We start from the raw sequence: 25,329 nt of genomic DNA on the forward strand, positions 1-25,329 counted from the left end.
AGAAGCTTAATATGGGCTTAGAATGGATGTTATTTCAAATCATCCATCCAATCTGAAAGTAATTGCGTCCAATTTTGTAAAGCGCCTTTTCCTATAGCTAAACCAAAACCGTGGCCGCCCTTAGGGTAAATGTGCATTTCTGACGATACACCTTCTTTAATTAAAGCTTCGTAAAACTGTATGCTATTCATAACTGATACCGCCTCATCATCGGCACTATGTAGTATAAAGGTTGGTGGTGTATTTTTAGTGACCTGTAATTCGTTAGAATAAAAATCTATAAGTTTTTGGTTTGGATTTGCGCCTATTAAACTAGTTCGAGACCCTAAATGGGTGTAATTAGATTTCATGGTTATAACCGGGTAAATAAGCACCATAAAATCTGGACGAGCACTTATCCTATCCATAGGGCTGGATATGCTATTTTTGTCGTTATCAAAATGTGTTCCTAAAGTGGAAGCGAGGTGACCACCGGCAGAAAAGCCCATAATACCAATTTGGTTTTTGTCTAGGTTCCATTTTTCAGAATGAGCTCTTACCAATCTCACAGCACGTTGTGCATCTTGTAAGGGCGCTTTATAGTTTACTAGTAAGGATTTAGATTCAGGTAAACGGTATTTTAAAACAAAGGCGGTAATCCCTTTGGAATTAAACCATTTGGCAATATCGGTGCCTTCCCAATCGTAAGCGATGTGGTGGTAGGCACCACCAGGGCAAATAATGACCGCTTTTTTTGTAGCACTTCTTTTATTTGGTATAAAAACTTCTAGTGTTGGATTTTGTACGTTAGCCTTCCAAAATATGTCACTTTCATAATATTGTTTTTCAACTTCGTTTGATGTCTTTTGATTAGGAATATTTTCAGTCCAAAGTGGGATAATTTGGTTTTGACTAAAACAGTTGTAAATAGTTATTAGTAAGCAAAGGCTAAAGAACTTATGTTTTCTCATCATTTGGTATTTGGAGGTATGACTTTAGTCTCCTCAAAAAATTTAAAAGTAATTAAATCGGCATAGGCCTTTTGCGAAAAAAAGGCACCAACAGCATAGAATCGCTGTTAGTGCCAATAAAAAAACTAAATTATGCTTTTATAAACTTTTTTGTGCTGATTTGTCCTAACTTATTTTTAACAGAAACAAGGTATAAACCCGGTTTAATATCGGATACATTAATAGTGGCACTATGAGATGTTTTTATTAATTGGCCAGTCAAACTAAGAATAGATATTTTAACACCATCTAAAGCGCTTTGATTTCCTCTTAATTTAAGAACATTACTAACTGGGTTAGGATAAACATCGAAGCTATCCTGGTTAAAATCCTTTGAAGAAAGGGTAGCCGAATTAGCTATATTATCAACATACCATTCATCACCTGAAGACTCATTATTAGGGTTTAAGAAAAAAACAATTTTATTATAGGTAGCTGTAGCTTCCGTTCCAGCAGGACCTTTAAAATCTAAGGTGACATCAATATTTTCCCATGCTGTTGTCGAAGAGGCATTGAACCCTACCTCGGCAACATTATCATCTCCATTTTTTAATTGTACAAGGCACCACTGCGTATTTGGCGCTTTTATTGAAAATTGAAGTGAAGCCAAATCACTATAATTAAGTTCAGTAGTTAAATCAATCGCATTGCCGTTAGCCCAAACACCACCTCCATTAGTAAATTTAGCTACCGTAGCAGAAGTATTGCTACCTGATGCATCAGGGTTGGCAACAGCTTCTGAGGTGGCGCCTCCCCATGCACCAAAGGTATAATTAGCAGGGTTTTCAAAATCAACTATCATGGTTTGAGCTTGAACATGGTGTGCTGCAAAAAATATACATAAAGCAAACAGAGGCTTTAATGTTGTTTTTTTGATAAAATTTTGATAAGTAGTTTTGTTAGTCATATTTAAAATATTTATGGTTAATGGAATTAAAAATAGAGGTAAAAGACTTAAAACCATAAAAATAGAGTGCTGAATATCTTTGGTTTTGTTAATTAGGAGAGATTGGGTGTTATACATTTAAAATATCTTCAGATTCAAAATAAAATACAAAACTTTGCTTCTTGAACTTGCTGCCAAAAGTTGGATAAGAAATATTTCTGGATAACCGTTACTTTAAAAGTTCAGGGGTGTTTTGATAAGTTTTCCATAAAAACTCTCCAAACAAGGTATTTGCCCAAGCAAACCAAGATCTTGTGAAATTAGTTGGGTCGTCCTTATGAAAAGTTTCATGCATAAATCCCGTATTACCATGCGTTGTTTTTAACATTTGAATGCAGGCTTTTATTTCTTCGGGATTAGTGCTTGTTAAGCCTTGCATGGTAATTGCCATGGGCCAAATCATGTCTAAACCAACATGTGGACCACCAACACCTTCAGCAGCTTTGCCTTTAAAATAAAACGGGTTATCTAAGGATAAAATAAAATGACGGGTGTTATTATAAATAGGGTCATTTCTATCTATGGCATCTAAATAAGGCAGCGATAATAAACTGGGTACATTGGCATCGTCCATAATTAAATGATTGCCGTAGCCATCAATTTCAAAAGCATATATGTTGCCATGTTTTGGGTGATTTACAACCGCATATTTTTTAATCGCATGATCTACTTCTGTAGCTAAGTCAAGGCATTCTTTGGCTAAACCATGTTCGTTATGCAAGGTTTCAAGCATTTCTGCAGCTTGTTTTAAACTTACAATAGCAAAGAAGTTAGATGGTATTAAGAATGAAAAAACGGTCGCATCGTCACTTGGTCTAAAGGCAGAACAAATTAATCCAACCGGGTTTACAGGATAACCATAACCAGCCATTGGAATGGTGTCTGAAGCACGCTCTGTTTTACGCTGGAAACTATAATTTCCTTGTCCGTCTTTACGTTGTTGGTCTTTAAAAACTATAAGTATGTTACGCATGGCATCGACCCATTTGGTATCGAACGGTGCAGTATCTCCTGTTTTTTTCCAATATTGGTATGCTAACCGTATGGGGTAACACAACGAATCGATTTCCCATTTGCGTTCATGAACGCCAGGTTTCATTTTGGTATTATCGTCCTTCCAATAGCCTTGCTTTTCAGGATTATCGTAAAACGCATTGGCATAAGGATCTTTTAAAATATATTGGGTTTGCGTGTTTATAGTACCGGAAATAAGGTTTTTTAAATTTTTGTCTTTAGTTGCAAAGGGAACATAAGGCCAAACTTGTGCCGAACTATCGCGAAGCCACATAGCATCTATATCGCCAGTAATAATATAGGTGTGTGGTTTATTTTTCACCTCACTATAAGTTACCGTAGTGTCTAAAGTATTTGGGAAACAGTTGTTAAAAAGCCAGCCTAATTCTTGGTCGGCTACATTTTTTTGAAATTCACTAATGGCAGCTTCAATTACAGGGCTACTAAAATTACGTTTTGATGCTTCTGGACGCACTATAGGAAATGGTGATGCTTTTGTAAAACTTTCAGCAAAAACAGCTGTATTCATTAAACTAATGCCTCCAGTTAAAATTACCGTGTTTTTTATGAATTTTCGTCTTTGCATAGTATGTCTCTAATTTGATAAAAAAAGGCTAACAGTCAGAAAACAATATGCGCGTTGTTTTATGGGGTGTTAGCCTAAAAAAAAATAAATCGTTTTATTTTACAGTTTTAATTTTAAGAAGACCACCTTTTTCGGTCATTTTATTGTGGTTGACTTCATAATTAAGTGGGTAATTATTTAAAGTCATGTCTGTGATTTTTCCGTCTACTGGCCCATCACGTTCAATAACCAATTCTTTTCCTTTGTAAAACTTTGAGTTTAATTGAATGGTTGCTTTTTCAACCACAGGAGTTGTTACCAGATATTCTGGTTTTCCGGGCGTATCAGGATAAATTCCCATCATAGAAAATACTACCCATGCCGACATGGCGCCCGCATCATCGTTTCCAGGATACCCATTAGGTTTGGTAGTGAAGTGTTTTTTTAGTAACCTATGAACAGTTTCAGCAGTTTTATGGTCTCTTAAGTCGGTATAGTTATAAAAGAAAGGAAATCCTAAACCAGGCTCGTTGGTCATATCGAAATAATTTTTGTCAAACAGGGTATTTAATTGGGTTAGAAAACGTTCGTCACCCATTTTTTCTTTCACAGTTTTCATACCATGGGGTATCGAAAAGATGTATTGCCAAGCACTTCCTTCGCAAAAACCAGGGCCTCCACGTAAACCAAAACGCATATCGTCCCAAAATTCTTCAGTAGGATCAAAAGGTTCGTACCAACTACCATCTTTATTTTTAGGTTGAAATAAAGCGATATCATCATTATAATAATTCATAAATGACATCGATTTTTTTAAATACTTCTCGTAGTCATTATCTTTTCCTAATGCTTTAGCGACTTGTGCAATATTAAAATCTGAAAGACTGAATTCCATGGAAGTTGAAACAGTTCCCCATACAATACCGTTATCCCATTCAAATTTGGTAACATCAGCAAATTCGCCATCCATAGCAATGTAACCAAGATTATTGTACTCTTTTAAACCACGACGCATTAAGTTTCCTTCGGCCTGGTTGGAGTGTTTTTCAAAAGCTTCATAGGCTTTATTAATATCAAATCCTCTAATACCTTTTACATAAGCATCGCCAATAACTATAGGAGAGGGGTCTCCTGTCATTAAATGCGGTTCGAAATTAAAAACAGGCCATTTTGGTAACCATCCAGCTTCGTCATACATATCTAACATGGTTTGTATCATTTCTAGCTGTCTTTCTGGGTAGGCTAGTGTAAATAAAGGATGTGTTGTTCTGTAAGTATCCCAAAGCGAAAAAGCCGAATAGCGCGTATGGTTGGTTTTTCCAACTTCGGTACTTCCCATTTTTATAAATTCACCATTGGTGTCGCTATTGGTTAATGGCATTAATAAACTGTGGTATAAAGAGGTGTAGAAAACAATCTTGTCGTCTAAAACAGGAGTTTCAATGGTTATTTTGCTCAGTTCATCTTCCCATTCTGTCTCGGCATCTTTTTTAATTTTATCAAACTGGAAACCTTTTTGTTCGGTGTCTAAATTTAACTGTGCATTATCTGTTGATACGTACGAAACACCAACTTTAATTTGTACAGTTGTTGGTTTCTCATTGTTATAAACATATACTATCCCGCTAGGTTCTTTTTCTAAATGTTGCTCAAACTTTGGGTCTGTTTTATTAGTGTATGTTAAATAGGTAGAATCGGCTTTTTTATCTAATTCAGCTGTAAAATAAACATTGCTTCTATTTTTTGTTCCGCAGAAATAGCCTTCTAATTGATATCCTTTTACCGAGCTGCTCGTGTATGCTTGTACCACACCTCCTTTTACATGGCCTTGTTGTGCCATCAAGTCTAAATAAATGTTTCCTTTTCCAGCAGGTAAATTAACTTGCATCAGTACAGTTCTTGTGGTTGCCGTAGCATTTACGCTTATGTTTTCATCGTCTAAGGTTACGCTGTAAAACCCAGGGCTAGCGATTTGGTTGGAGTACTTAGAGCCTGGATAGTCGGTCTCGAAAGGTTTTGTAAAGAATTTAAAAGGGACACTGCCGCCAGCAGGACACCCTACCCCCGAAAAATTTACACAACTAAATCCGTATATTTTATCTTGGTCATTTCGGTAACCCGTTGCTAATTGCATTTTGGTAAAGTCGAATGATTGCGGGCTAAGTGCTACCATGCCCCATGGTCTAACTGCTCCAGGGTGTACATTACCTTCGGTATGGTGCGAACCATTTCCTTCTGTACCTATAAAAGGATCTACGTAAGAAATTAATGGAGTATTAGGCGTAGACTCAGTAGATTTTTTAGGCTGCTCATTACAGTTTGTAAAACAAAAACATAGTAGAATAAGTAGAAAAACACGGGATAAAAAAGATGATTTTTTAAGCATTTGGTTGTATTAATGTTGATTAAATTTAGAAAATAAATTTACGGGTGATGTCTCTTCTAAAGCTTTTATTTTAGAAAACAAGAGATAAAAGTGACACCGCTAAAATGGTTTTAAAAAACAGCCTTTTTAATGTAAAGTTGTCGATATGTTTCTTTTTATGAATTGCTAAGTTTTGTGGGAATCTGTTCTTGAATACTGTGTTTTATACAGGAAGGTATGCCTTTTTTTTTGTTTTTTTCACATAGACATTTGCTATGAATTTGTAAATTAAAAAGTGGAAATGATCTAAAAAAGTCATATTTGAATAAATAAGACAATCATGAACATAATTTTTCGATTAATTACTCTGGCAGGTATTCTAGCCATTTTTACAAATTGCAACAACTCTAAAAAAGAGCATACTCAACCATCACAATTTAAGTGGGAAACCTATCGAGGTGTTAATGTGGCCTGCGACATTTCTGAAAAGGATGTTAAGGATTTGGCGGCATCTGGCGCAAACTTAATGCGATTTAGTACAGCCGTTTGTACTTATATGGAGATGGAAGCGCCTTTTGCTTATAAAGAATCTGCATTTCAAAAATTAGATTCGGTTTTAAACTGGGGCGAGCAATATGGGGTCGCTGTATTAATAGATCCGCACCGCTATCCAGGTTCAGAACATAAATGGACCATGTTAGGTTCCGATCCGTTTTTTAAAGATTTTAAATATCATGATATTCTAATTAATTTTTGGAAAAAGTTAGCTAATCAATGTGCGAAAAGAGGTGATGTTGTGGCGGGTTACGATTTACTTAATGAACCTGAAATCCCGGTTGATATGGAAAAGAACACACCTCAGGATATTAATTTATTGTATAAGAAATTAACTAAAGCCATTCGAGAAGTCGATTCGATGCATACTATTGTGTATGCTTTGCCTCGTATTTATAACGAAGAAACAAAGGTGATGCAAGGCTATCACAAAGGCATTGAAGTATTAGAAATTCCTGACGATAATAATATCTGTTTGGAAACGCACACCTATATACCTGTGCCTTTTACTCATCAAAACATTTGGGAAGAAGGCGATTATGTAGCATATCCAACAAAAATTGATGGTATTTTATGGGATAAAGCACAACTTGAAAAAGAACAAAAAGAACTGATTGCCTTTTCGGAAAAACACCCCAATATTCCCGTTTTTGTTGGCGAATTTAGTAGTCCGCGTTGGACTGGGCAAGATGGCATGCGCTTTTTAACCGATGTGATTGATATTGCAGAAAAACATAACTGGTCTTGGGCATATCATGCGTTTCGAGAAAATCAAGTTTGGGACCCAGAGATGAATATCACCAATAGAAATGATAGCACGAGAATAGCAAATGCACCACGTTGGGAATTATTAAAATCATATTTCAAAAAAAATGCAAAATAAAATGAAGCATCTAAATTATTTTTTAGCATTTCTATTATTAATTATCACTTCGGCATGTCATACATCAAAAAAAGATAAGGCTGTTCAAGAGGAGATAAAACAACCTAATATTATTTTAATTCTAGCCGACGATATGGGGTTTGGAGACACAAAGCGCTATAACCATAGTTCGAAAATTCCAACACCAAATATAGATGAGTTAGCAAGAGAAGGGATGCGTTTTACAGATGCACATACCAATTCGTCGGTTTGTACACCTACGCGTTATGGTATTATTACAGGACAATATGCTTGGCGAAGTAGTTTGAAAAAGGGTGTGACGTGGAGTTACGATTCGCTTATAATTCCTAAGAAAACAAAAACCATTGCTACAGTTTTAAAAAGCAAAGGCTATCATACTGCTGCAGTAGGTAAATGGCATTTGGGATTAGGTTGGCAAAAGGAACAAGACTCGGTGCTTTTTGATAAACCATTAACGGCTGGTCCTACCGATTTGGGCTTCGATTATTATTACGGTATTGCAGCATCTCTAGATATTCCACCCTATGTGTATATTGAAAATAAAAAGGTAACTCAAGTTCCTAATGGTTACTCGGAAGGGAATTCCAAAACCTATGGAGGCGCATTTTGGCGTAAAGGTTTGGTGGCTCCAAATTTCGATCATTATAATGTTTTAAACCATTTAACAGTTACTGCTGAAGCTAAAATCAAGGCTTTATCAAAAGAAAAAGCTCCGTTTTTCATGTATTTTGCATTAACAGCACCACATACCCCTTGGATTCCTAAAGATGAATACAAAGGGAAAAGTGAGGCTGGCGATTATGGCGATTTAATGGTGGAAGTAGATGATGTTGTTGGTCGAATTAACAACCTATTAAAGTCCTTAGATATTGATGATAATACCATTGTAATTTTTACTTCGGATAATGGCTCAGCATTGTCTAGTGACCTTATCGCAAAGTATCAACACGATACAAATGGGCCGTGGCGCGGAAGAAAAGGTGATATCTATGAAGGTGGACATCGGGTGCCTTTTATTGTGAAATGGCCAGAGAAAATTATCCAAAACACGCAGTCCAATCAACTGGTGTCTACCACCGATTTCTACGCAACTTTTGCCGATATTGTAAATGAAAACACAATACAAGGTACAGGTTCTAATCGAAAAGACAGTCAGTCGTTTTTACCAGCACTATTACAGGAAAAAGTACCAAGAAACATGCGACAAAGTATGGTGTATCATTCTGTAGTTGGGATGTTTGGCTTAAGAGATAAAGATTATGTTTATATCAATGGAAAGGGTAGTGGTGGTTTTTTAGAAGTTCCAGATACCACGCATATTAAGGTCCCTAAACAGATTTATAATTTAACACAAGATGCCACAGAGTCGGAGAATTTATTTGTATCACATGCTAAGTTAGCCGAACGATTTCAAATTAAATTAGATAGTATTATAAATTAAGTTCGTGATATGCTTTTTTATTTCAGCATATAATTCTCGATACAATGCTCCTCAGGTCGCATCACTCGAATTGACAAAATAAGTTTTATGTCTACTCGAGTGATGCCTTCCAGGAGCTTATTCTAATTTCATAGGAATGGTATCAAGAAGGGGAGATCTGAGTTTTTTGAAGCCAAGATTCCAGCTTTCGCTAGATTTTTTAGCGGATTACTTCTTTAGTTGCATCAGGGTGTTTGCCCCATTCGTATCTTCGTTCAGGATTGAAATTCGGATTTTTTGTAGGCATAGCAGCATTGGTGTTTTTCTGCCATTTTTGTAATAAACCAAGTAATTCTTTAGCCTTTTTAGGATGCTTTACAGAGAGGTCTGTAGTTTCACCTATATCAGTTTTTAAATTGTACAATTCGATATGTTTGTCATCTAAAAACTCAATTAATTTATAATCTCCAACCCTAACGGCACTTGCAGGAACACTGTGGTGGTATACGGGATAGTGCCAGAACAATGGTCTGTGTTCTGCTGTTTTTTCATTTTCAGATAGTATCTGTAAAATGCTTTTCCCATCTACTTTAGGTTGGGCTTTTTTAGATAGTCCAGCAACTTCAGCAAAAGTTGGAAAAAAATCAATACTACTTACCATAGCATTCGAAGTTGCACCTGCTTTAATGTGGTTTGGCCATTTTACTAACATGGGCTCCTTAATACCGCCTTCATATAAATTTCCTTTTTCACCTTTTAAAGGCGCGTTAGAAGTTGCAATATATTGTAAGGTGTCGTTGGCATAAATATGAGCGCTTCTTTGATGAATTAAAGGAATTTCATCAAAACGTTTTATTAATCCGCCGTTATCCGAAAAGAAAACAACCAAGGTGTTATCGGCTAGATTTAGGGCTTCAAGTTTATCCATAACAGCACCGACACTATTGTCGATATTTTCAATCATAGCGGCATAAATGGCGTTACATGGATAGTTTTTTACTTTTGGTTTGCTTAAATATTTCTGAATAAGTTGGTCTTGGGCATCCAATTGCACATGAACATCAAAATGCGATAAAAATAAGAAAAACGGTTTGTCCTTGTTTTGGCTAATAAAATTAGTACTTAGGTTGGTTAAGGCTTCACTAAGCACCATATCCTTAGGGAAATCTTGTTTGGGTTGCATAGAGGTTTGGTACCCAAAAAATGGCGCACTATCAAAAATGACACTTTCATCATAACCGCGGTTTTTGGGTTTGGATTTTTCATCGTTTCCTAAATGCCATTTTCCAAAAAAGCCTGTGGTGTAACCTGCTTTTTTAAGTAGTTCTCCTAAAGTTTCGGTGTCGTGAGGTAAATGCTGCACTGTGTTTATGGCGGCTAATACATTTTCGTAAGGGCGCCAATGTCCCGGAATCCAATCGTTAATACCCATTCTAGCAGGATACAGTCCAGTTTGGATGCTCGCTCTAGTTGGCGAACAAACAGGATTAGCTGCATATGCATTATTGAATTTAACACCTTGCCTTGCTAATTTCTCAAGGTTTGGTGCTTCGTTAAATCTATTGCCGTAAAGAGGCAAGTCGGCCCAACCTAAATCGTCGGCAAGAATAAAAACAATATTTGGTTGTTCATTTTTTGTTTCTGGTTGTGCTTTACATGCCGTGAAACAAAAAATGAAAAAAATTAAAATAGGTGGTATACGCATGTTTTTGATTTTAGTTAAATAATGTATAAGCTAAAATCATTAAAATAAAGCGTGCTCTATTTTGTATTTAGAAAACAGGAGTGAATTTTAAATTTTATGCGGGTTTTTTTGCGCTTTGTTTTTGTTTTAACTGTTTTTTGAATTGTGTAGGTGTTAATCCCGTAATCTTTTTAAAATTTACATAAAAAACAGATTCAGATCTAAACCCACTGTCTACGGCTACCGCAAAAATGGTTAAATCTTTATTTTTATCATTTTGAAGGATCGCTTTTGCTTCTTCAATTCTTTTTTCATTGATGTACTCACTGAACGATTTTCCTATATAGTCATTTAATAAGCGCGATAGGATATATGAATGAACACCTAAGGCCTCGGCTAATTTCTTTTCATTCAACTCGGTGTCTAAATGAATTTTTTTACTGTGAATTAAGGCGTTTAATTCCTTTTCATATTTGGCCCCTTCAGGGAATTTATTGTCTTCTAAACTTTTAATAATAGGCAATCCTGATAATATTTTGGGATGCTTAAAAGAAAAGTAAATGGTGATAAAAATAATGGAGCAAGTAAAAACAACATAGTTTAATTCTAATACTTGTTGCCCTATTGAAGCAACGGTATTAGGGGCTACAGTATCATGTATTTTTTCTGGTCCTACTACGACCCAATACATTAAGTTGCTAAAAGCAATGAAAGTTAGTAGCCCGAGAAAAATGACTAAAACTCGTGGCCATAAAATTAAAGCCGCTTGTTTTTGTTTTAAAGATTCATCTTTAAATCTAAAAAGAGTTAAAGCCTTATAAAACACAAATAATTTCCATAAAAAAATAAAACTTAAACTAATTCGGTGAAAAACAGAACCGATATACATGGAATTATTAAATTTTTCTGATAAGACTACAAAGCCAATAAGAACAAGTGACCAAAATACTGGCGGAACAAAATAATAAAACATTTTGCGATCGTATAACTTACCCATGATGTTGTTTATATAAATAAGCACTAATGCAGGTAAGATTAAATCTAAAATGTCTGGCGCTATTAAAAATACAGGAATCTCTATTTTTAAACCTTGATAGCGCAATAAATATTGAAAAAGGATATTTAAAGCTATAACAAAAAATATAATAGATAAAAGGAAATTATTTCTAGCTCTTTTTACTAAGGGAATTAATAAACCTACAACAAAACTTTGTATAAACCCCCATATAAATAATCCTGCAACCATGTAAAAAAAAATTAGTTTTGAAATGTTAGAATAGAATCTTGATGTCTAAATCTTTAAAAGCGTGTATTTGACATAACAGCGTTGAAATTAAAAATATTTTCTGAATTAGAAGGGGCAAAAAGCAAAAATTTGTTAATATTTTTAACAATTAAATAAATTAACACGAATAGGTTTACACGAAGAAAGCCGCCCAAATTGGACGGCTTTTTTAGTTAAAATAAACTTAAACTAAACAAACTAAATTAAACTAACTAAACTGTTTATTACCATCCTGGATTGTTTGGTAATAGGTTTTCGTTTTTACCTATTTCAGAGGCAGGAATAGGAATTAATTCATTCTTTCCTACTTTAAATCCAGGCATTTCACTTCCTAATCCCCAACGAATTAAATCGAAATATTTGCTAACCTCGAAAGCAAATTCTAATTCTCTTTCTGTTTTTATTTTTTGAAAGAATTCAGCTTTGCTTAAGCCAGCAGGAAGTGGTGCTACACCAGCACGATCTCTAACTTGATTAATAGCGTTGTATGCTAAAGCAGTTGGTCCATTTGCTTCATTTTCAGCTTCGGCAAACATTAATAATACATCTGCATAACGCATCATTCTGTAGTTAATACCAGATTGTAATTGCGTTTCATCTGGACCTAAGTTTCCTTTTCTAATAGCCGAACTTCCGCCTGCATCTGGAATTCTAGCATTCCATTGATCAATAGTAACTGGATCCCAACTTCTCCAAGAGTCTCCTGGACGCGCTATGGTATAGATTCTTCTTAAGCTGTTAGCTTCACCGTTATCATCGAATACCGCATTGATATGGTCTGAAGGGTAGGCATTACCAAATCGTTTAGGTCCAAATAATGTTCCTAAATAGGTGCTTTCAGTTTCAGAACCTGTATCATCACCAGCCCAAATGTTACCAAAACCACCAACAAATTGAATTTCAAAAACAGATTCAGCATTGTTTTCATTACTATCTGTAAAGTTATCTTCAAAGTCAACTAATGAATAATTGCCATATTTTCCGTTTATAATCTCAGCAAAAGCATCACGAGCAGGACCAAATTTCTTTTGGTACAGGTATACTTTTCCTAAGTAGCCTTGCGCAGCGCCAGCAGTTGCTCTTCCTCTGTCTTCAGCAGAGTATTCTCCTTTATTAGGTAAAACAGGGATAGCAGCTTTTAAATCAGCTTCTATAAAAGCATAAACTTCTTCTACAGGGTTTCTTGATGGGAAATACAGTGGGTCATTTGGCCCCTCGATTAAACGATCGATAATAGGAACAGCACCGTAAACTTTAGCTAAATGAAAATAGTACAATGCTCTTAAAAATCGAGCTTCTCCTATAATTCTTTCTTGTAAAGCTTTATCGGTGAATGAAATTTGAGGTACTTTATCAAGAACAGCATTGGCTCTTGCAATACCTTTATAACAGTCTTTGTACACATTAGTAATAACTTGTGATTCAGTATTGTCAAACTGGAAATTTTCAAAATTTGCATATTGAAAACCCCCTTCAGTCATCGCGTAATCTCCAGCTGAATATTCTAAGGCATATAATTCTACCTTGTACAGTGCTCTACCTTGTAAGATGGTATATGCTGCAGTTACTGCTTGTACAGCATCTTGTTCTGATGTGTAAAATGTAGTTCCGTCTAAAGCTGTGTAAACCTTAGCCTCATCTAGATACTCTTGGCCACAACTTACTATATTTATAACTACTGTTAGTAGTAGTATAGATAATCCGCTTATTTTTAAATATTTTTTCATAATTGTTTCTTCTTTTTTTTAAAATCCAACTTGTAAACCTATAGTCATAGTTCTGGCTTGTGGATATACCACATTGTCAATACCTGAGCTACCCATTTCAGGGTCGAATCCAACATCTGCATAATCAGAGATTGTAAATAAGTTTTGAGCAGCTAGATAAATTCTTAATCTAGAAAGGTCTCCTAATTTAGCTCTCACGAAATCAGAAAAAGCATAACCTAATTGGATGTTTTTTAGTCTAAAATAAGATCCATCTTCAATAAAGAAATCTGATATTCTATAGTTGTCTGTTAAAGTTCGTGGCGCTTGTCTAGGCATGGTGTTAGATGGGTTAGTTGGAGTCCAAGCATCTAGCACTGCAGTACTTAAATTGTTTGTTCTAGCGTATGCTTGAGTGAAGAACTTAGTCTCACTCCAAATATCGTTACCTGAGACTCCTTGAAATTGTGCACTAAAATCCCAGTTTTTGTACCCCATACTAATATTAAGGCCGTAAGTAATATCTGGAATAGCATCTCCAATAAAATCTCTATCCTCTTCATTAATTACACCATCGTCATTCTTATCTACATATTTAAAATCTCCAGGCGCTGTTAGATCACTTTGAAAAGGCGCGGCATCGATATCAGCTTGTGTTTGAAAAATACCATCGGTTTTGTAACCATAGAAAGATCTAACAGAATGACCAGGTTCCATTCTTACACGTTGTGCATTACTTAATTGGCTAAAACCATCACTTTCAATAAATTCAAGGTCGTTTGCTAATTTTGTTACTTTATTATCTAACGTTGTAAAGTTTCCACCAATATTAAAGGTAAAGTCGTTACCAATAGCACCGTGATACACTCCAGAGACTTCCAAACCTTTGTTGACAATTTCTCCTGCATTTATAGTAAGTGTAGAAAAACCTGTATGTCCTGGTACTGTAATAGGTAATAATAAATCATTTGATGTTTTTTCGAAATAATCTACGGTCATAGTAAACTTGTTAGCAAAAATTCCAAAATCTAAACCAACATCCAGTTGGGTTTGTTTTTCCCAACGTAAATCGGCGTTTTGCATGATTCCTGCAGGTCCTACTCCCGTAGCTAAACCTTGACTTGTACCAAGTACATAGGTCGCACTTTTATTTAAAGTAAATCGAGCAGCATTGGCATTAATAGCATCGTTACCTAAAGAACCGTAACTAGCACGTAATTTTAAGTCGCTAATAAAAGTGTCTTCTAAAAAGGCTTCATTCCCGATATTCCAACCTACAGAACCTGAATAGAAATTATCATATTGGTTATCTCCTACGAATTTAGAAGAACCATCACGTCTAAAGTTAGCAGTAAGTAAATATCTGTTATCATAATCGTAAATTAAACGACCAATAATAGATGTGGTTCTGGTTTCTGAGATAATACCACTTACTTGTGGGGCAATATCAGGGTCTCTACCACTAATTACTGGTAATCCTGTTCCTGTAAATCCACCTAAAGCTCTAGTGTTAGAATCTGAATAATGTGTTTCTTGAACTGTGTAACCAGCAAGCGCATCAATATTATGCTTGCCAAAGGCTCTCTTATAGTTTAAAGTATTCTCTAAAAGAATCGAGTTGTTTTCTCCAAAGTATTCTCTTACTAAAGCACCTTGTTCAAAACCAGGAATCTGATTTTGATTCAAATTAAACTCTGGCACAGTATAACGGTCATGAAATGTAATAAAATCAAAACCAGTACTAATTTTGTATGTTAATCCATCAATAATTTCATACGTTGCAAAAACAGATCCTAAAATTCTATTTACTTTGTTAACGTTATCTACAAGTGTTTGTGCTGCTACAGGATTCATAGCTGGTTCACCATCTTGTAGTGTTGGTCCTGCAAAACCACCTGTATTATTGCTATCATATACAGGCACATTTGGAGCCATACTGATGGCATTATTTAAGATGGTAGCTTCATTTCCTATACTCTCTTTATCATAAAGTGTTCTTGAAACATTTAATGAAGTTGCAAATTTAAATTTACCTAATTCAGAATCGGTATTGGCTGTAACGTTATAACGTTTTAAACCTGTTCCAATGATGATACCCTCTTGATTCATATAACCAACAGAAGTCGAGTAAACTGTTTTTTCGCCTCCACCAGAAGCTCTAAACTCATAATTAGATATTGGTGCAGTTCGTAAAACCTCGCGTTGCCAGTTTGTGTTTGTTGTAAGGGTCGTTCCATCTAAAGCAGGAATTCTATTTTGTCCTGTATTATCTCTAGCATTATTCCATACTTCTTGGTATTGGTTAGAGTTTAAAAGATCTAAAGTATTCCAAGCCGATTGAAAACCAGCATAGGTATTGAACTCAAGACGCGCTTTACCAGCTTTACCTCTTTTAGTTGTAATTAAGATAACACCATTTGCACCACGAGCACCATAAATTGAAGCTGCCGATGCATCTTTTAAAACCGTAATCGATTCGATGTCTGAAGGGTTAATAGTTGATAGTGGGTCTGGGTTTGTAAAACCAGCACCCTGATTACCAATACCATTATTCATAATGTTTCCGTCAATAACGTAAAGAGGTGTACTTCCTCCAGAAATAGAACCTTTACCTCTAATAACAACACTGGTTGATCCACCAGGAGCACCATTGTTTTTAGTAATGGTTAAACCAGCTACTTGCCCTTGTAAAGAGTTTTGGAAATCGGCAACAGGTCGTCCCTCTAAAGCTTCAGAACCAACTGAGGTTAAAGATCCAGATACATTACCTTTCTTTTGAGTACCGTATGCAATTACGACTACCTCATCTAGTTTGGCAATATCTTCTTCTAATGTGATATTAATAGTTTTCTTGCCATTCAATTGAACTGTTTTAGTAAAATACCCAACATAGCTCACTTCTAAAGTTGCATTAGGATTACTAACTGTTAAATTAAATTTTCCATCGAAGTCCGTTTGCGCACCATTCATTGTTCCTTTCTCTAGAATTGTGGCTCCGGGTAGAGATTGGCCATTCGTGTCTAATACACTACCACTAATGTCATTACTTTGTTGCGCTGTTGTGGTAAAAACAAAGCCAAGCAATAACAAGAAGAGCAATGCGGTTTTTTTTAAGTAAAATTTTGTTTTCATACTAAAATTTTGAGTTAGTTAAAATTGTCAATAAATAGTTTTAATGTTAAGCGTGTTTGTTTTTTTTTAGAGCGACGGCTCCATGCTTTAACATACCCTAAAAATATGCTAATTAGAGGCATGTAAATCTTTTGATTTCCAAATTGAAATGAAATAATAGATTTTTATTAAAGAGTAGAATAGCTTAAAACCCCTGTAAAATAAGGGGTTTTCGGATTTTTTGACAGCGTTAACATTTTTTTAAGAAAGAGAATCGGGAAAATCATTATTTGAGGTTTAGAATTACAAATCCATAGAAAATGTACACAATATTTATTGATATTGCCTAAAATTTTAACAAAAAATAGTAATATAATATTTTAACAAGAATTAGATTATATGATACAAGATAGTTTAGATTACAAACAGTACTATAATAAGGTATTAGGCGGGTGGATTGGTAAATGTGCTGGCGGAATTTTAGGTGCTCCTATAGAAGGTTTCAAGAATTTTAACACCATACCTTTTACCGAAGAACTTTTTGCAACAAATTTTGCAAATGATGATTTAGACCTTCAAGTTTTGTGGTTGGATATGCTTTTAAAGAAAGGTCATAAAGTTAGAGCAACCGATTTAAATGCGCATTGGAAAAATCATGTCGATTTTCCTTGGTGCGAATATGGCATCGCAACACGTAATATTAATATAGGTTTAGATAATCCCAATACAGGAAATCATAACAACTGGTATTGGAACACTGGAATGGGGTCTCCTATTAGAAGTGAAATTTGGGGCATGGTTAGTCCGGGGCAACCCGAAAAGGCAGCGTTATTTGCTGGGATGGATTCTGAATTAGATCATTTTGGCTTTTCGGTAGAAGCTGAACAGTATTTAGCAGCCTGTGCTTCAATCGCATTTTTTGAAAATGATTTAAAAACCATTCTAGAGCAAGGATTAAATTATTTACCTGCAGACTCAGAGTGTGCCATCATGGTAAAACAGGTTTTTGCTTGGAATGAAAAACATGAGTTTGATGTGGTTGCTGGAAAAATTAAAAGTTTTTATGGTGATGCCGATTTTACAAACTCACCTATGAATGTAGCTTTTACTATTTTGTCCTTATTACATAGTAACAATTCGTTCGATTTTTTAATTGATGCCTTTCACTTAGGGCATGATAGCGATTGTGTGGTTGCCACTGCAGGAGCATTATTAGGAATTGTATTAGGATTTGATGCCATTCCAGAGGTTTGGAAAACCCGAGTAGGAAACGAATTATTAGTGAGCCCAGAAATTGTTAATATATATTGTCCTAAAACCATTACCGAATTAACGGAGTTAACCTGTAAAGCAGGAATTAATTTTATTGATGATGCCGCCATCATTTCAAATTACCCTAAGGGTATTTTATATGAAGGTCCAGAGAAATTATATGATGTACATTGCGATGTTCAAGTTTTTCCAAAATTAGAAGTACAAAAAGGAGCTGTTATTAATATCGTATATGAAAATCTTACTAATAAGCCACAAAACGTAAAGCTAGAATTAGTCTCTCCTTATTTTACTACAGAGAAAATTCAACTTTCTGTAGCCGCTAATACCATCGCAGAACATTTGGTTGCGTTTAATCCAAACGGTACTAAATTTTCTACTGCACAAACAAAGATTCCTTATAGTTTAAAAGTTGAATTAGAAAATGGTGCTGTTGAAACTTTTGATAAAGGTTTTCCTTATTACGGGAACTGGCTATTATTAGGTCCGTTTATTGAAGAAGATAAAAGCATCATTAAATCGACTTCGCCTTATCCAGATCATGGCATGTCCTCATTGCCTTCAGTAAAATATATGAATCAGGATTTGGCAAGATCTCCAAAAGCCTTTTTAACCACCGAAATTGTAGAAAGTTTAATAAATACAAATACTGTTTTTGATCAAGCTTTTCATGCTCAAGTTGTTCATCCATCAGAGATGAGAATGAATTTAAAGGATTATTTCTATGGTATAGGCGAGCGTAGTATCTACCTATATTCTGAAATTGATGCTTCTGAAGCTTCAAAAAAATGGCTGTCTATGGGAAGTCCGAATTATCTAACGGTTTGGCATAACGGTAACGAGGTTTTTAAAAATGAAGAATTGGTGCGTTCCTATCCTTTGGCACACAATGTTGAGTTGGATTTGGTTGCAGGTAAAAATGCCTTGTTAATTCGTATAGATGCTGTTCTGGACGATTTTACATTCGAAATCGGGTTGAAAGAACACGATAATAAACACCCGCATCAATGTTTATGGAATACCGATTTGCAATTTGATATTATTAATAACTTAAAACTATAACTTGTGTTTTGTTTCTCGAAAATCTTTAAGTCTTTTTTATTTGTATGTATAGTGGTTCTATTTTTTTCTTGCGTTAAAAAACAACCTTTTAACTACGAGGAGGAGCATTTAAAGATTTCCGAGAAGCATATTTCAGATTCTTTAAGAACGATAACCTATAAGCAATTACCTAATAGAAGCCCAGTTAATACGAGTACTTTAAAAGGGGTGAATAAGTTAACTCATAAACTTTGGGATATCGCCCTAACGGATATCGAATCGAATATCATTGAAACTAAAAACGGTAGATACTTCGGAGCAGGGAAAAAATTTGGTTTAATTATTTATACCCGAGATATTAGTTATTCAGGAATTTTAGGCTTGAATATTTTATACCCTAATGAGATGCTAAGTTCTCTTAAGGTAACACGAGAAACCCGTTTAAATCTAGGGTTTAGAGTGCCTGAAAAATATGTTACATCAAAACTTGATATCCCTTGGCAACCCGAACCTATTACTGAAGGTGAATTTGTACGTAAATATCATACTAATAATTTTCTTAGAAGAACTGATGATGTGATTTGGCTATGGGCTGCAGAAGATTTATTTAATAAAAACCCTAATCTAGCCGACTGGCAGTGGTTATATGATAATGGGGTCGAATGTTTTAAATCATTGTATAAGCCTTTTTATGATGCTAGCGACGGACTTTACCGTGGGCAGGCGTCTTTTATAGATATTCACTTTGAAGACAATAAAGCCTCTGGGTATCCTGAAGAATTTAGTATAGCAGATTGTGTTTTAATTAAACCGATATCTACCAATTGCTTGTATTATAAAGGTTTGTTAGCCATGGCTAATGTATGTGAAATTTTGGGTAAATCCGAGGAGTCCATAAAATGGAAAAATCAAGCTATTAGTTTAAAAAAGGCGATAAACGAAAATTTGAAATTTGAAGATGGTACGTTTAGCTATTTTAAAAATCAAGATGGTACATTGGCGCCTAGACGTGAAGCATTGGGAACAGCTTTAGCCGTATTAACAGGTGTTGTAGAAGATGATGAAGCTAAAAAAGCTTTGAAAAGTTACCCCGAATCATGGTCTGGCATACCTTTATTTACTCCTTTTTATCCTTGGGAAAGAAGTTATCATAATAAAACATCATGGCCCTTTGTCGATACCTTCTTTTTATGGGCAAAAGAAGTTGCAAATTCTGAAAGTTTTAGCGATAAAAATGCTGCGTTAATAGCAAGAACTTGTGTAAAAGAAGGTTCTTTTCATGAGCTTGTAGACTGGACTACAAAGGAACCTATAGGGTCAGGAAGTCAATTATGGTCAGCTTCTTCATTTGTAAATGTTTGTTTGCGGAATAATCTTGTAAATATAAAGACAAAGTAGACCTCAGGCGATAACTGGATGTCTTTGAATTTGAAAAATAACATGTGTGAAACCTTATTATAACTACGTTTTTTCAATTTTATTTTGATGGTAATTTCACCTATGGATTTATAAATCCAATTAGAATGAAAGTACTGTTGTTGTAATTTGGAGTCCGAATAAAATGTAAAATTAAAAATATGAATGTCATAAAATTTAACCACGTAGACTACCTTTGGGACGATAAAAAAGCAGCCGAATTAGGCGATGACCAAGTAGCACTGTTTTTATACCGCTCTAACATCTTAGGAGCCGATTTAAGAATCACCAATTATGGCGGTGGAAACACCAGTTGTAAAACTATAGAAAAAGATCCCTTAACAGGAGATAATGTAGAAGTAATGTGGGTGAAAGGTTCTGGAGGGGACATTGGAACTTTAACACGTGCAGGCATTGCAGGTTTGTATACCGATCGTTTACGTGATTTAAAAAATGTATATGGCGGTTTAGAAGATGAAGACCGTATGGTTGGACTTTTTAACCATTGTATTTATGATTTAGACAGTAAAGCACCATCTATTGATACCCCTTTACATGGTTTATTACCATTTGCACATATTGATCACTTACATCCCGATGCATTAATAGCCGTTGCGGCAGCAGAGGATAGTGAAAAAGTAACCAAAGAAATTTGGGGTGATACTATGGGGTGGGTGCCTTGGCAACGTCCAGGTTTCGACCTAGGTTTACAATTAGAAAAATGTTTAGCCGATAACCCTGGTATTCGTGGTATCGTTTTAGGATCTCATGGATTATTTACTTGGGGAGACACCTCTTACGACTGTTACATCAATAGCTTAGAAGTTATTGAAATGGCTTCCGAGTACATCGAAAAAAAGATCGCTGAAAAAGGATCTGTATTTGGCGGACAAAAAATAGAATCTTTACCACAAGAAGAGCGTTTAGAAAAGGCTGCACAATTAATGCCTTTGTTAAGAGGTTTATGTTCTTCGGAAAACAGAATGATAGGTCATTTTTCTGATACCGATGTGGTTTTAGAATACATCAACAGTAATGACTTAGAGCGTTTGGCTCCTATGGGGACCTCATGTCCAGATCATTTTTTAAGAACAAAAATTCAACCTTTAGTGCTGACCTTAGATAAAAATGAAGATTTATCAGACTCAGAAGCTGTTCTTAAAAAATTAGAACCTGCTTTTGAAGTTTACCGACAAGAATACGCCGATTACTACAACACATGTAAAAAGGACAATAGTCCAGCTATGCGTGATGCCAATCCGGTAATTATTATTTATCCAGGTGTAGGGATGTTCAGTTTTGCAAAAAACAAGCAAACCACCCGTGTAGCTAGCGAGTTTTATATCAATGCCATTAACGTAATGCGTGGGGCAGAAGCCATTTCATCATACACGTCTTTACCAAGACAGGAAGCGTTTGATATTGAATATTGGTTATTAGAAGAAGCTAAATTACAGCGTATGCCAAAAGAGCAACCGTTATCGCGCAAAGTAGCCTTTGTTACTGGTGCAGGAGGTGGCATTGGAAAAGCCATTGCCGATAAGCTAGCTGCTGAAGGCGCGAATGTCGTTCTTACCGATATTAATGAAGATAGCCTAGCAGAAGCTTTGGCAACCTACAAACGCGATGTTGCTGCAACGGCAGTTTGCGATGTTACAAATACCGATTCTATTACTTCAGCTTACAAAAAAGCATGTTTAGAATTTGGAGGTGTAGATATCGTGGTGCACAGTGCAGGATTAGCCATTTCTAAGCCTTTAGAAGAAACAACGGATAAAGATTGGGATATTTTACAAAACATATTAGTAAAAGGACAATTTAACCTAGCGAAGTTTTCAACCGAAATCATGAGAAAACAAAACTTAGGTGGTGATTATATTTCAATAGCTAGTAAAAACGGATTGGTTGCGGGACCAAACAATGTGGCTTACGGTACTGCAAAAGCAGCGCAACAACACATGGTACGTTTATTAGCTGCCGAATTAGCCAAAGATAAAATTAGAGTAAACACCGTAAACCCAGATGGTGTTATTGTAGGAAGTAAAATTTGGGAAGGTGCTTGGGCAGAAGGACGCGCAAAAGCCAACGGTATTACTGTTGAAGAATTGCCAGCATTTTACGCCAAAAGAAATTTATTAAACGAAATTATTACTCCAGACGATATTGCCAATGGCGTATTTGCTTTGGTAGGTATTTTAGACAAATCAACCGGAAACATTATTAATGTAGATGGTGGTATGGCTAACGCATTTGTACGCTAATACCTAAAAAGTATCATAAGATAATTGGAGGTAGTGCTCTAGTTAGTTTGTTTTTAGTTTGAAGATAAGCCTTTCATTGAGTTGAAACATATCAATGAGAGGTCTTATTAAAAATCATTATTTATGAAATTACAAGAAACCATTATATCCGATTTCAATAAGAAATCAAGCGAAGAGCATCAAAATCAATTTGATTTCTTAGCAAATACATTAGAAAAAAACAACCATAAAACCAAAAGCATTATTGATGCACTAGCAAAGTTTCAAGTGGCTATTCCTAGTTGGGCTTTAGGTGCTGGTGGAACGCGTTTCGGACGCTTTTCATTTTATGGCGAACCATCGAATTTAACTCAGAAGTTAGATGATGTCGGACTTTTACATAGTTTAACACAAACTGCAGGAGCGGTGTCGTTACATATTCCTTGGGATATTCCTGAAGATTATAATGCGATTATAGAACAAGCAAACAGCTTAAATTTAAAGTTCGATGCTGTAAATTCTAACACTTTTCAAGATCAAAAAAATGCTAAGGAAAGTTATAAGTACGGTTCTTTAAGCAACACCAGTCAAGCAGTTCGTGAGCAAGCCATTGCCCATAACCAAGAGGTTATAAAAATAGGCGAAAAATTAGGCTCAAAAAGTTTAACCGTTTGGTTAGCCGATGGTTCTAATTTCCCTGGTCAAAATAATTTTCAAACGGCACTTTCAAATACTGAAAACAGTTTAAAAGCGATTTATAAAACACTTCCAGACGACTGGAAACTGTTTATTGAGTACAAGCCTTACGAGCCTAACTTTTACAGCACCGTCATTCAAGATTGGGGGACTTCGTTTATGTTAGCCAATGCTTGTGGTGATAAAGCGTATACGCTGGTAGATTTAGGGCATCACTTACCAAATACAAACATCGAACAGATTGTATCAACCTTAATGCTTAAAGGCAAATTAGGCGGATTCCATTTTAATGATAGTAAATATGGCGATGATGATGTGACTGTTGGCAGTGTAAAACCATATGCCTTATTCTTAATTTTTAACGAATTGGTTTATGGCATGCAAAACAATCCACAGAACCCCGATTTATCTTGGATGATTGATGCGAGTCATAACATTAAAGATCCTTTAGAGGATTTAATACAATCTTTAGAAGCCATTCAAGAAGCCTATGCAAAAGCCTTATTGGTAGATCAAACCTTATTAAAAGAAGCGCAATCGGCTAACGATGTTGTAGCATGTCAAGAAATTTTACAAAAGGCATACCGTACCGATGTACGTCCGCTGTTAGCACAAGCAAGACTGCAATCTGGAGGCGCTTTAAATCCGTTAGCGCTTTATCGCGAACTTCAAATTAGAGAGACTTTAATTCAAGAACGCGGAAAACACAGCATAGCTTCCGGATTATAATTAACGCTTAGATTGATGAAAAAAAAAGTAACAGCCGTATTTGATATTGGTAAAACGAACAAGAAATTCTTCCTGTTCGACAAAGATTTTAAAGAGGTACACAAGGAATACATATCTTTTGATGAAATTACAGATGAAGATGGGCACCCTACAGAAAACCTTCCGGCATTGCATGATTGGTTAAAAGGGGTTTTTAATCGTATTCTTAAAGCCGAGGAATTTGAAGTAAAAGCCATTAATTTTTCAACTTATGGAGCGAGTTTGGTTCATATCGACGAAAATGGCAATCCTTTAACACCGCTTTACAATTATACAAAACCGCTTCCAGAACATATTGTTACTTCTTTTTTTGATACTTATGGGCCTAGAGAAGGCTTTCTTAAAACGACAGGTTGTTCAGACTTAAGTATGTTAAACTCAGGTTTACAGCTGTATTGGCTAAAAAAAGAACAGCCTGAGGTTTATAAAAAAATAAAATACACCCTGCATTTACCACAATATCTAAGTTATATTTTTACAGGAATTCCTTTAAGTGAATACACTAGTATTGGCTGCCACACAGCACTTTGGGACTATGCACAAAAAGATTATCACAGTTGGGTGTACAGCGAAGGGTTTAATAAAATATTACCACCAATCGTATCAACAGAAACAAGTGTTAATATGAATTACAACGGCAAGCGTATTAAGATTGGCGTTGGTATTCACGATAGCTCTGCAGCACTTCTACCTTATGTAAGAAGTATTAAAAAGAAATTTGTATTAGTATCTACAGGAACGTGGAGCATCGTTTTTAATCCGTTTACAGAGCAAGCTATAGCTTCGGAAGTTGAAGGTAATGAAGCTATTAATTACATGCGAATTAATGGAAAGCCAGTAAAAGCTACACGATTATTTTTAGGTAATGAGTATAAATTACAAGTAAAGAAATTAGATGAAGCTTTTGGCGTTGCCGATGATTATCATCGCCATGTTAAGTTTGATTACGAGTTGTATTCAAAAATTTCAGACAACTTTAAACATTGTTTTAAATGGGAAAGTATTGATGATGAAACCATGGCTGAAAAAAACAATATGGCATTTGAAAATTACGAGCATGCGTATCATCAATTAATGACCGAGCTGGTATTACTTCAAATAAAAAGTATACAGAAAGCCGTTGGTGCCGATGCGATTTCAAGAATTTATGTGGATGGCGGCTTTAGTGATAATGACGTGTATATAAAATTGCTAGCACATGAGTTTAGACACATGAAATTGCGTACCACCGATTCCTCTTTAGGCTCTGCATTGGGCGCTGCCATAGCTATTTCTGATGCCAAATTAAATTCTAAATTTCTAAAAAAGAATTACGCTCTTAAAAAGCATGTGCCTTTTATCGTGAGTTAATT

At 35.4% G+C, this 25,329-nt stretch carries 15 protein-coding genes; 7 read left to right on the plus strand and 8 right to left on the minus strand.

All coding sequences use genetic code 11. The features are described from left to right. Window positions 1-29: 29 nt before the first annotated feature. The 4 genes from H6X70_RS15490 to H6X70_RS15505 all read right to left on the minus strand — a co-directional run bounded on the left by H6X70_RS15490 (window position 30) and on the right by H6X70_RS15505 (window position 5,900). Window positions 30-950 carry an alpha/beta hydrolase gene (locus H6X70_RS15490; protein WP_194768605.1) on the minus strand — a complete coding sequence of 307 codons (921 nt, stop codon included), beginning with the start codon at window positions 948-950 and terminating at the stop codon, window positions 30-32. 130 nt (window positions 951-1,080) lie between these two features. After that, a complete protein-coding gene (locus H6X70_RS15495; protein WP_194768606.1) occupies window positions 1,081-1,896 on the minus strand; it encodes a T9SS type A sorting domain-containing protein in 816 nt (271 codons plus the stop codon). A 208-nt stretch (window positions 1,897-2,104) separates the two neighbouring features. Beyond that, a complete protein-coding gene (locus tag H6X70_RS15500; RefSeq protein WP_194768607.1) occupies window positions 2,105-3,535 on the minus strand; it encodes a glycoside hydrolase family 125 protein in 1,431 nt (476 codons plus the stop codon). A gap of 94 nt (window positions 3,536-3,629) precedes the next feature. Then, window positions 3,630-5,900 (minus strand): GH92 family glycosyl hydrolase, encoded by a 2,271-nt coding sequence (locus H6X70_RS15505; protein ID WP_194768608.1) that lies wholly within the window; start codon window positions 5,898-5,900, stop codon window positions 3,630-3,632. Window positions 5,901-6,219: 319 nt separating this feature from the next. Between H6X70_RS15505 and H6X70_RS15510 the strand changes: the two genes are divergently transcribed. Together H6X70_RS15510 and H6X70_RS15515 are read left to right on the plus strand one after the other, a co-directional pair. Beyond that, window positions 6,220-7,317, plus strand: coding sequence for a glycoside hydrolase family 5 protein (locus tag H6X70_RS15510; RefSeq protein WP_194768609.1), 1,098 nt, complete (start codon window positions 6,220-6,222; stop codon window positions 7,315-7,317). A 1-nt stretch (window position 7,318) separates the two neighbouring features. Beyond that, complete coding sequence (locus H6X70_RS15515) at window positions 7,319-8,779, plus strand: sulfatase family protein (RefSeq protein ID WP_194768610.1); 1,461 nt, start codon at window positions 7,319-7,321, stop codon at window positions 8,777-8,779. Window positions 8,780-8,978: 199 nt separating this feature from the next. Here H6X70_RS15515 and H6X70_RS15520 read toward each other — a convergent pair whose 3' ends face one another. The 4 genes from H6X70_RS15520 to H6X70_RS15535 form a co-directional block, all read right to left on the minus strand. After that, window positions 8,979-10,463 (minus strand): sulfatase, encoded by a 1,485-nt coding sequence (locus H6X70_RS15520; RefSeq protein ID WP_194768611.1) that lies wholly within the window; start codon window positions 10,461-10,463, stop codon window positions 8,979-8,981. Between the two features lie 94 nt (window positions 10,464-10,557). Next, complete coding sequence (locus H6X70_RS15525; protein ID WP_194768612.1) at window positions 10,558-11,688, minus strand: helix-turn-helix domain-containing protein; 1,131 nt, start codon at window positions 11,686-11,688, stop codon at window positions 10,558-10,560. 263 nt (window positions 11,689-11,951) lie between these two features. Next, window positions 11,952-13,454: a RagB/SusD family nutrient uptake outer membrane protein gene (locus H6X70_RS15530; RefSeq protein WP_194768613.1), complete on the minus strand. Its 1,503-nt coding sequence runs from the start codon at window positions 13,452-13,454 to the stop codon at window positions 11,952-11,954. Window positions 13,455-13,472: 18 nt separating this feature from the next. Further along, on the minus strand, window positions 13,473-16,565 hold the full coding sequence (locus tag H6X70_RS15535) for a SusC/RagA family TonB-linked outer membrane protein (RefSeq protein WP_194768614.1): 3,093 nt from the start codon (window positions 16,563-16,565) through the stop codon (window positions 13,473-13,475). A gap of 378 nt (window positions 16,566-16,943) precedes the next feature. Here H6X70_RS15535 and H6X70_RS15540 point away from each other — a divergent pair, with 378 nt between their 5' ends. The 5 genes from H6X70_RS15540 (at window position 16,944) to H6X70_RS15560 (ending at window position 25,327) form a co-directional block, all read left to right on the plus strand. Beyond that, a complete protein-coding gene (locus H6X70_RS15540; protein WP_194768615.1) occupies window positions 16,944-18,878 on the plus strand; it encodes an ADP-ribosylglycohydrolase family protein in 1,935 nt (644 codons plus the stop codon). 51 nt (window positions 18,879-18,929) lie between these two features. Beyond that, window positions 18,930-20,255, plus strand: coding sequence for an MGH1-like glycoside hydrolase domain-containing protein (locus H6X70_RS15545; RefSeq protein ID WP_194768616.1), 1,326 nt, complete (start codon window positions 18,930-18,932; stop codon window positions 20,253-20,255). A gap of 179 nt (window positions 20,256-20,434) precedes the next feature. Next, complete coding sequence (locus H6X70_RS15550) at window positions 20,435-22,534, plus strand: bifunctional aldolase/short-chain dehydrogenase (RefSeq protein WP_194768617.1); 2,100 nt, start codon at window positions 20,435-20,437, stop codon at window positions 22,532-22,534. 123 nt (window positions 22,535-22,657) lie between these two features. After that, the gene (locus tag H6X70_RS15555) at window positions 22,658-23,938 is read left to right on the plus strand and encodes a sugar isomerase (protein WP_194768618.1); all 1,281 of its coding nucleotides are present in this window, start codon (window positions 22,658-22,660) and stop codon (window positions 23,936-23,938) included. Between the two features lie 15 nt (window positions 23,939-23,953). Further along, on the plus strand, window positions 23,954-25,327 hold the full coding sequence (locus H6X70_RS15560) for an FGGY-family carbohydrate kinase (protein ID WP_194768619.1): 1,374 nt from the start codon (window positions 23,954-23,956) through the stop codon (window positions 25,325-25,327). Window positions 25,328-25,329: the final 2 nt, after the last annotated feature.

The sequence above is a fragment of the Tamlana sp. I1 genome (genome assembly GCF_015355625.1).
Classification (GTDB): domain Bacteria; phylum Bacteroidota; class Bacteroidia; order Flavobacteriales; family Flavobacteriaceae; genus Pseudotamlana.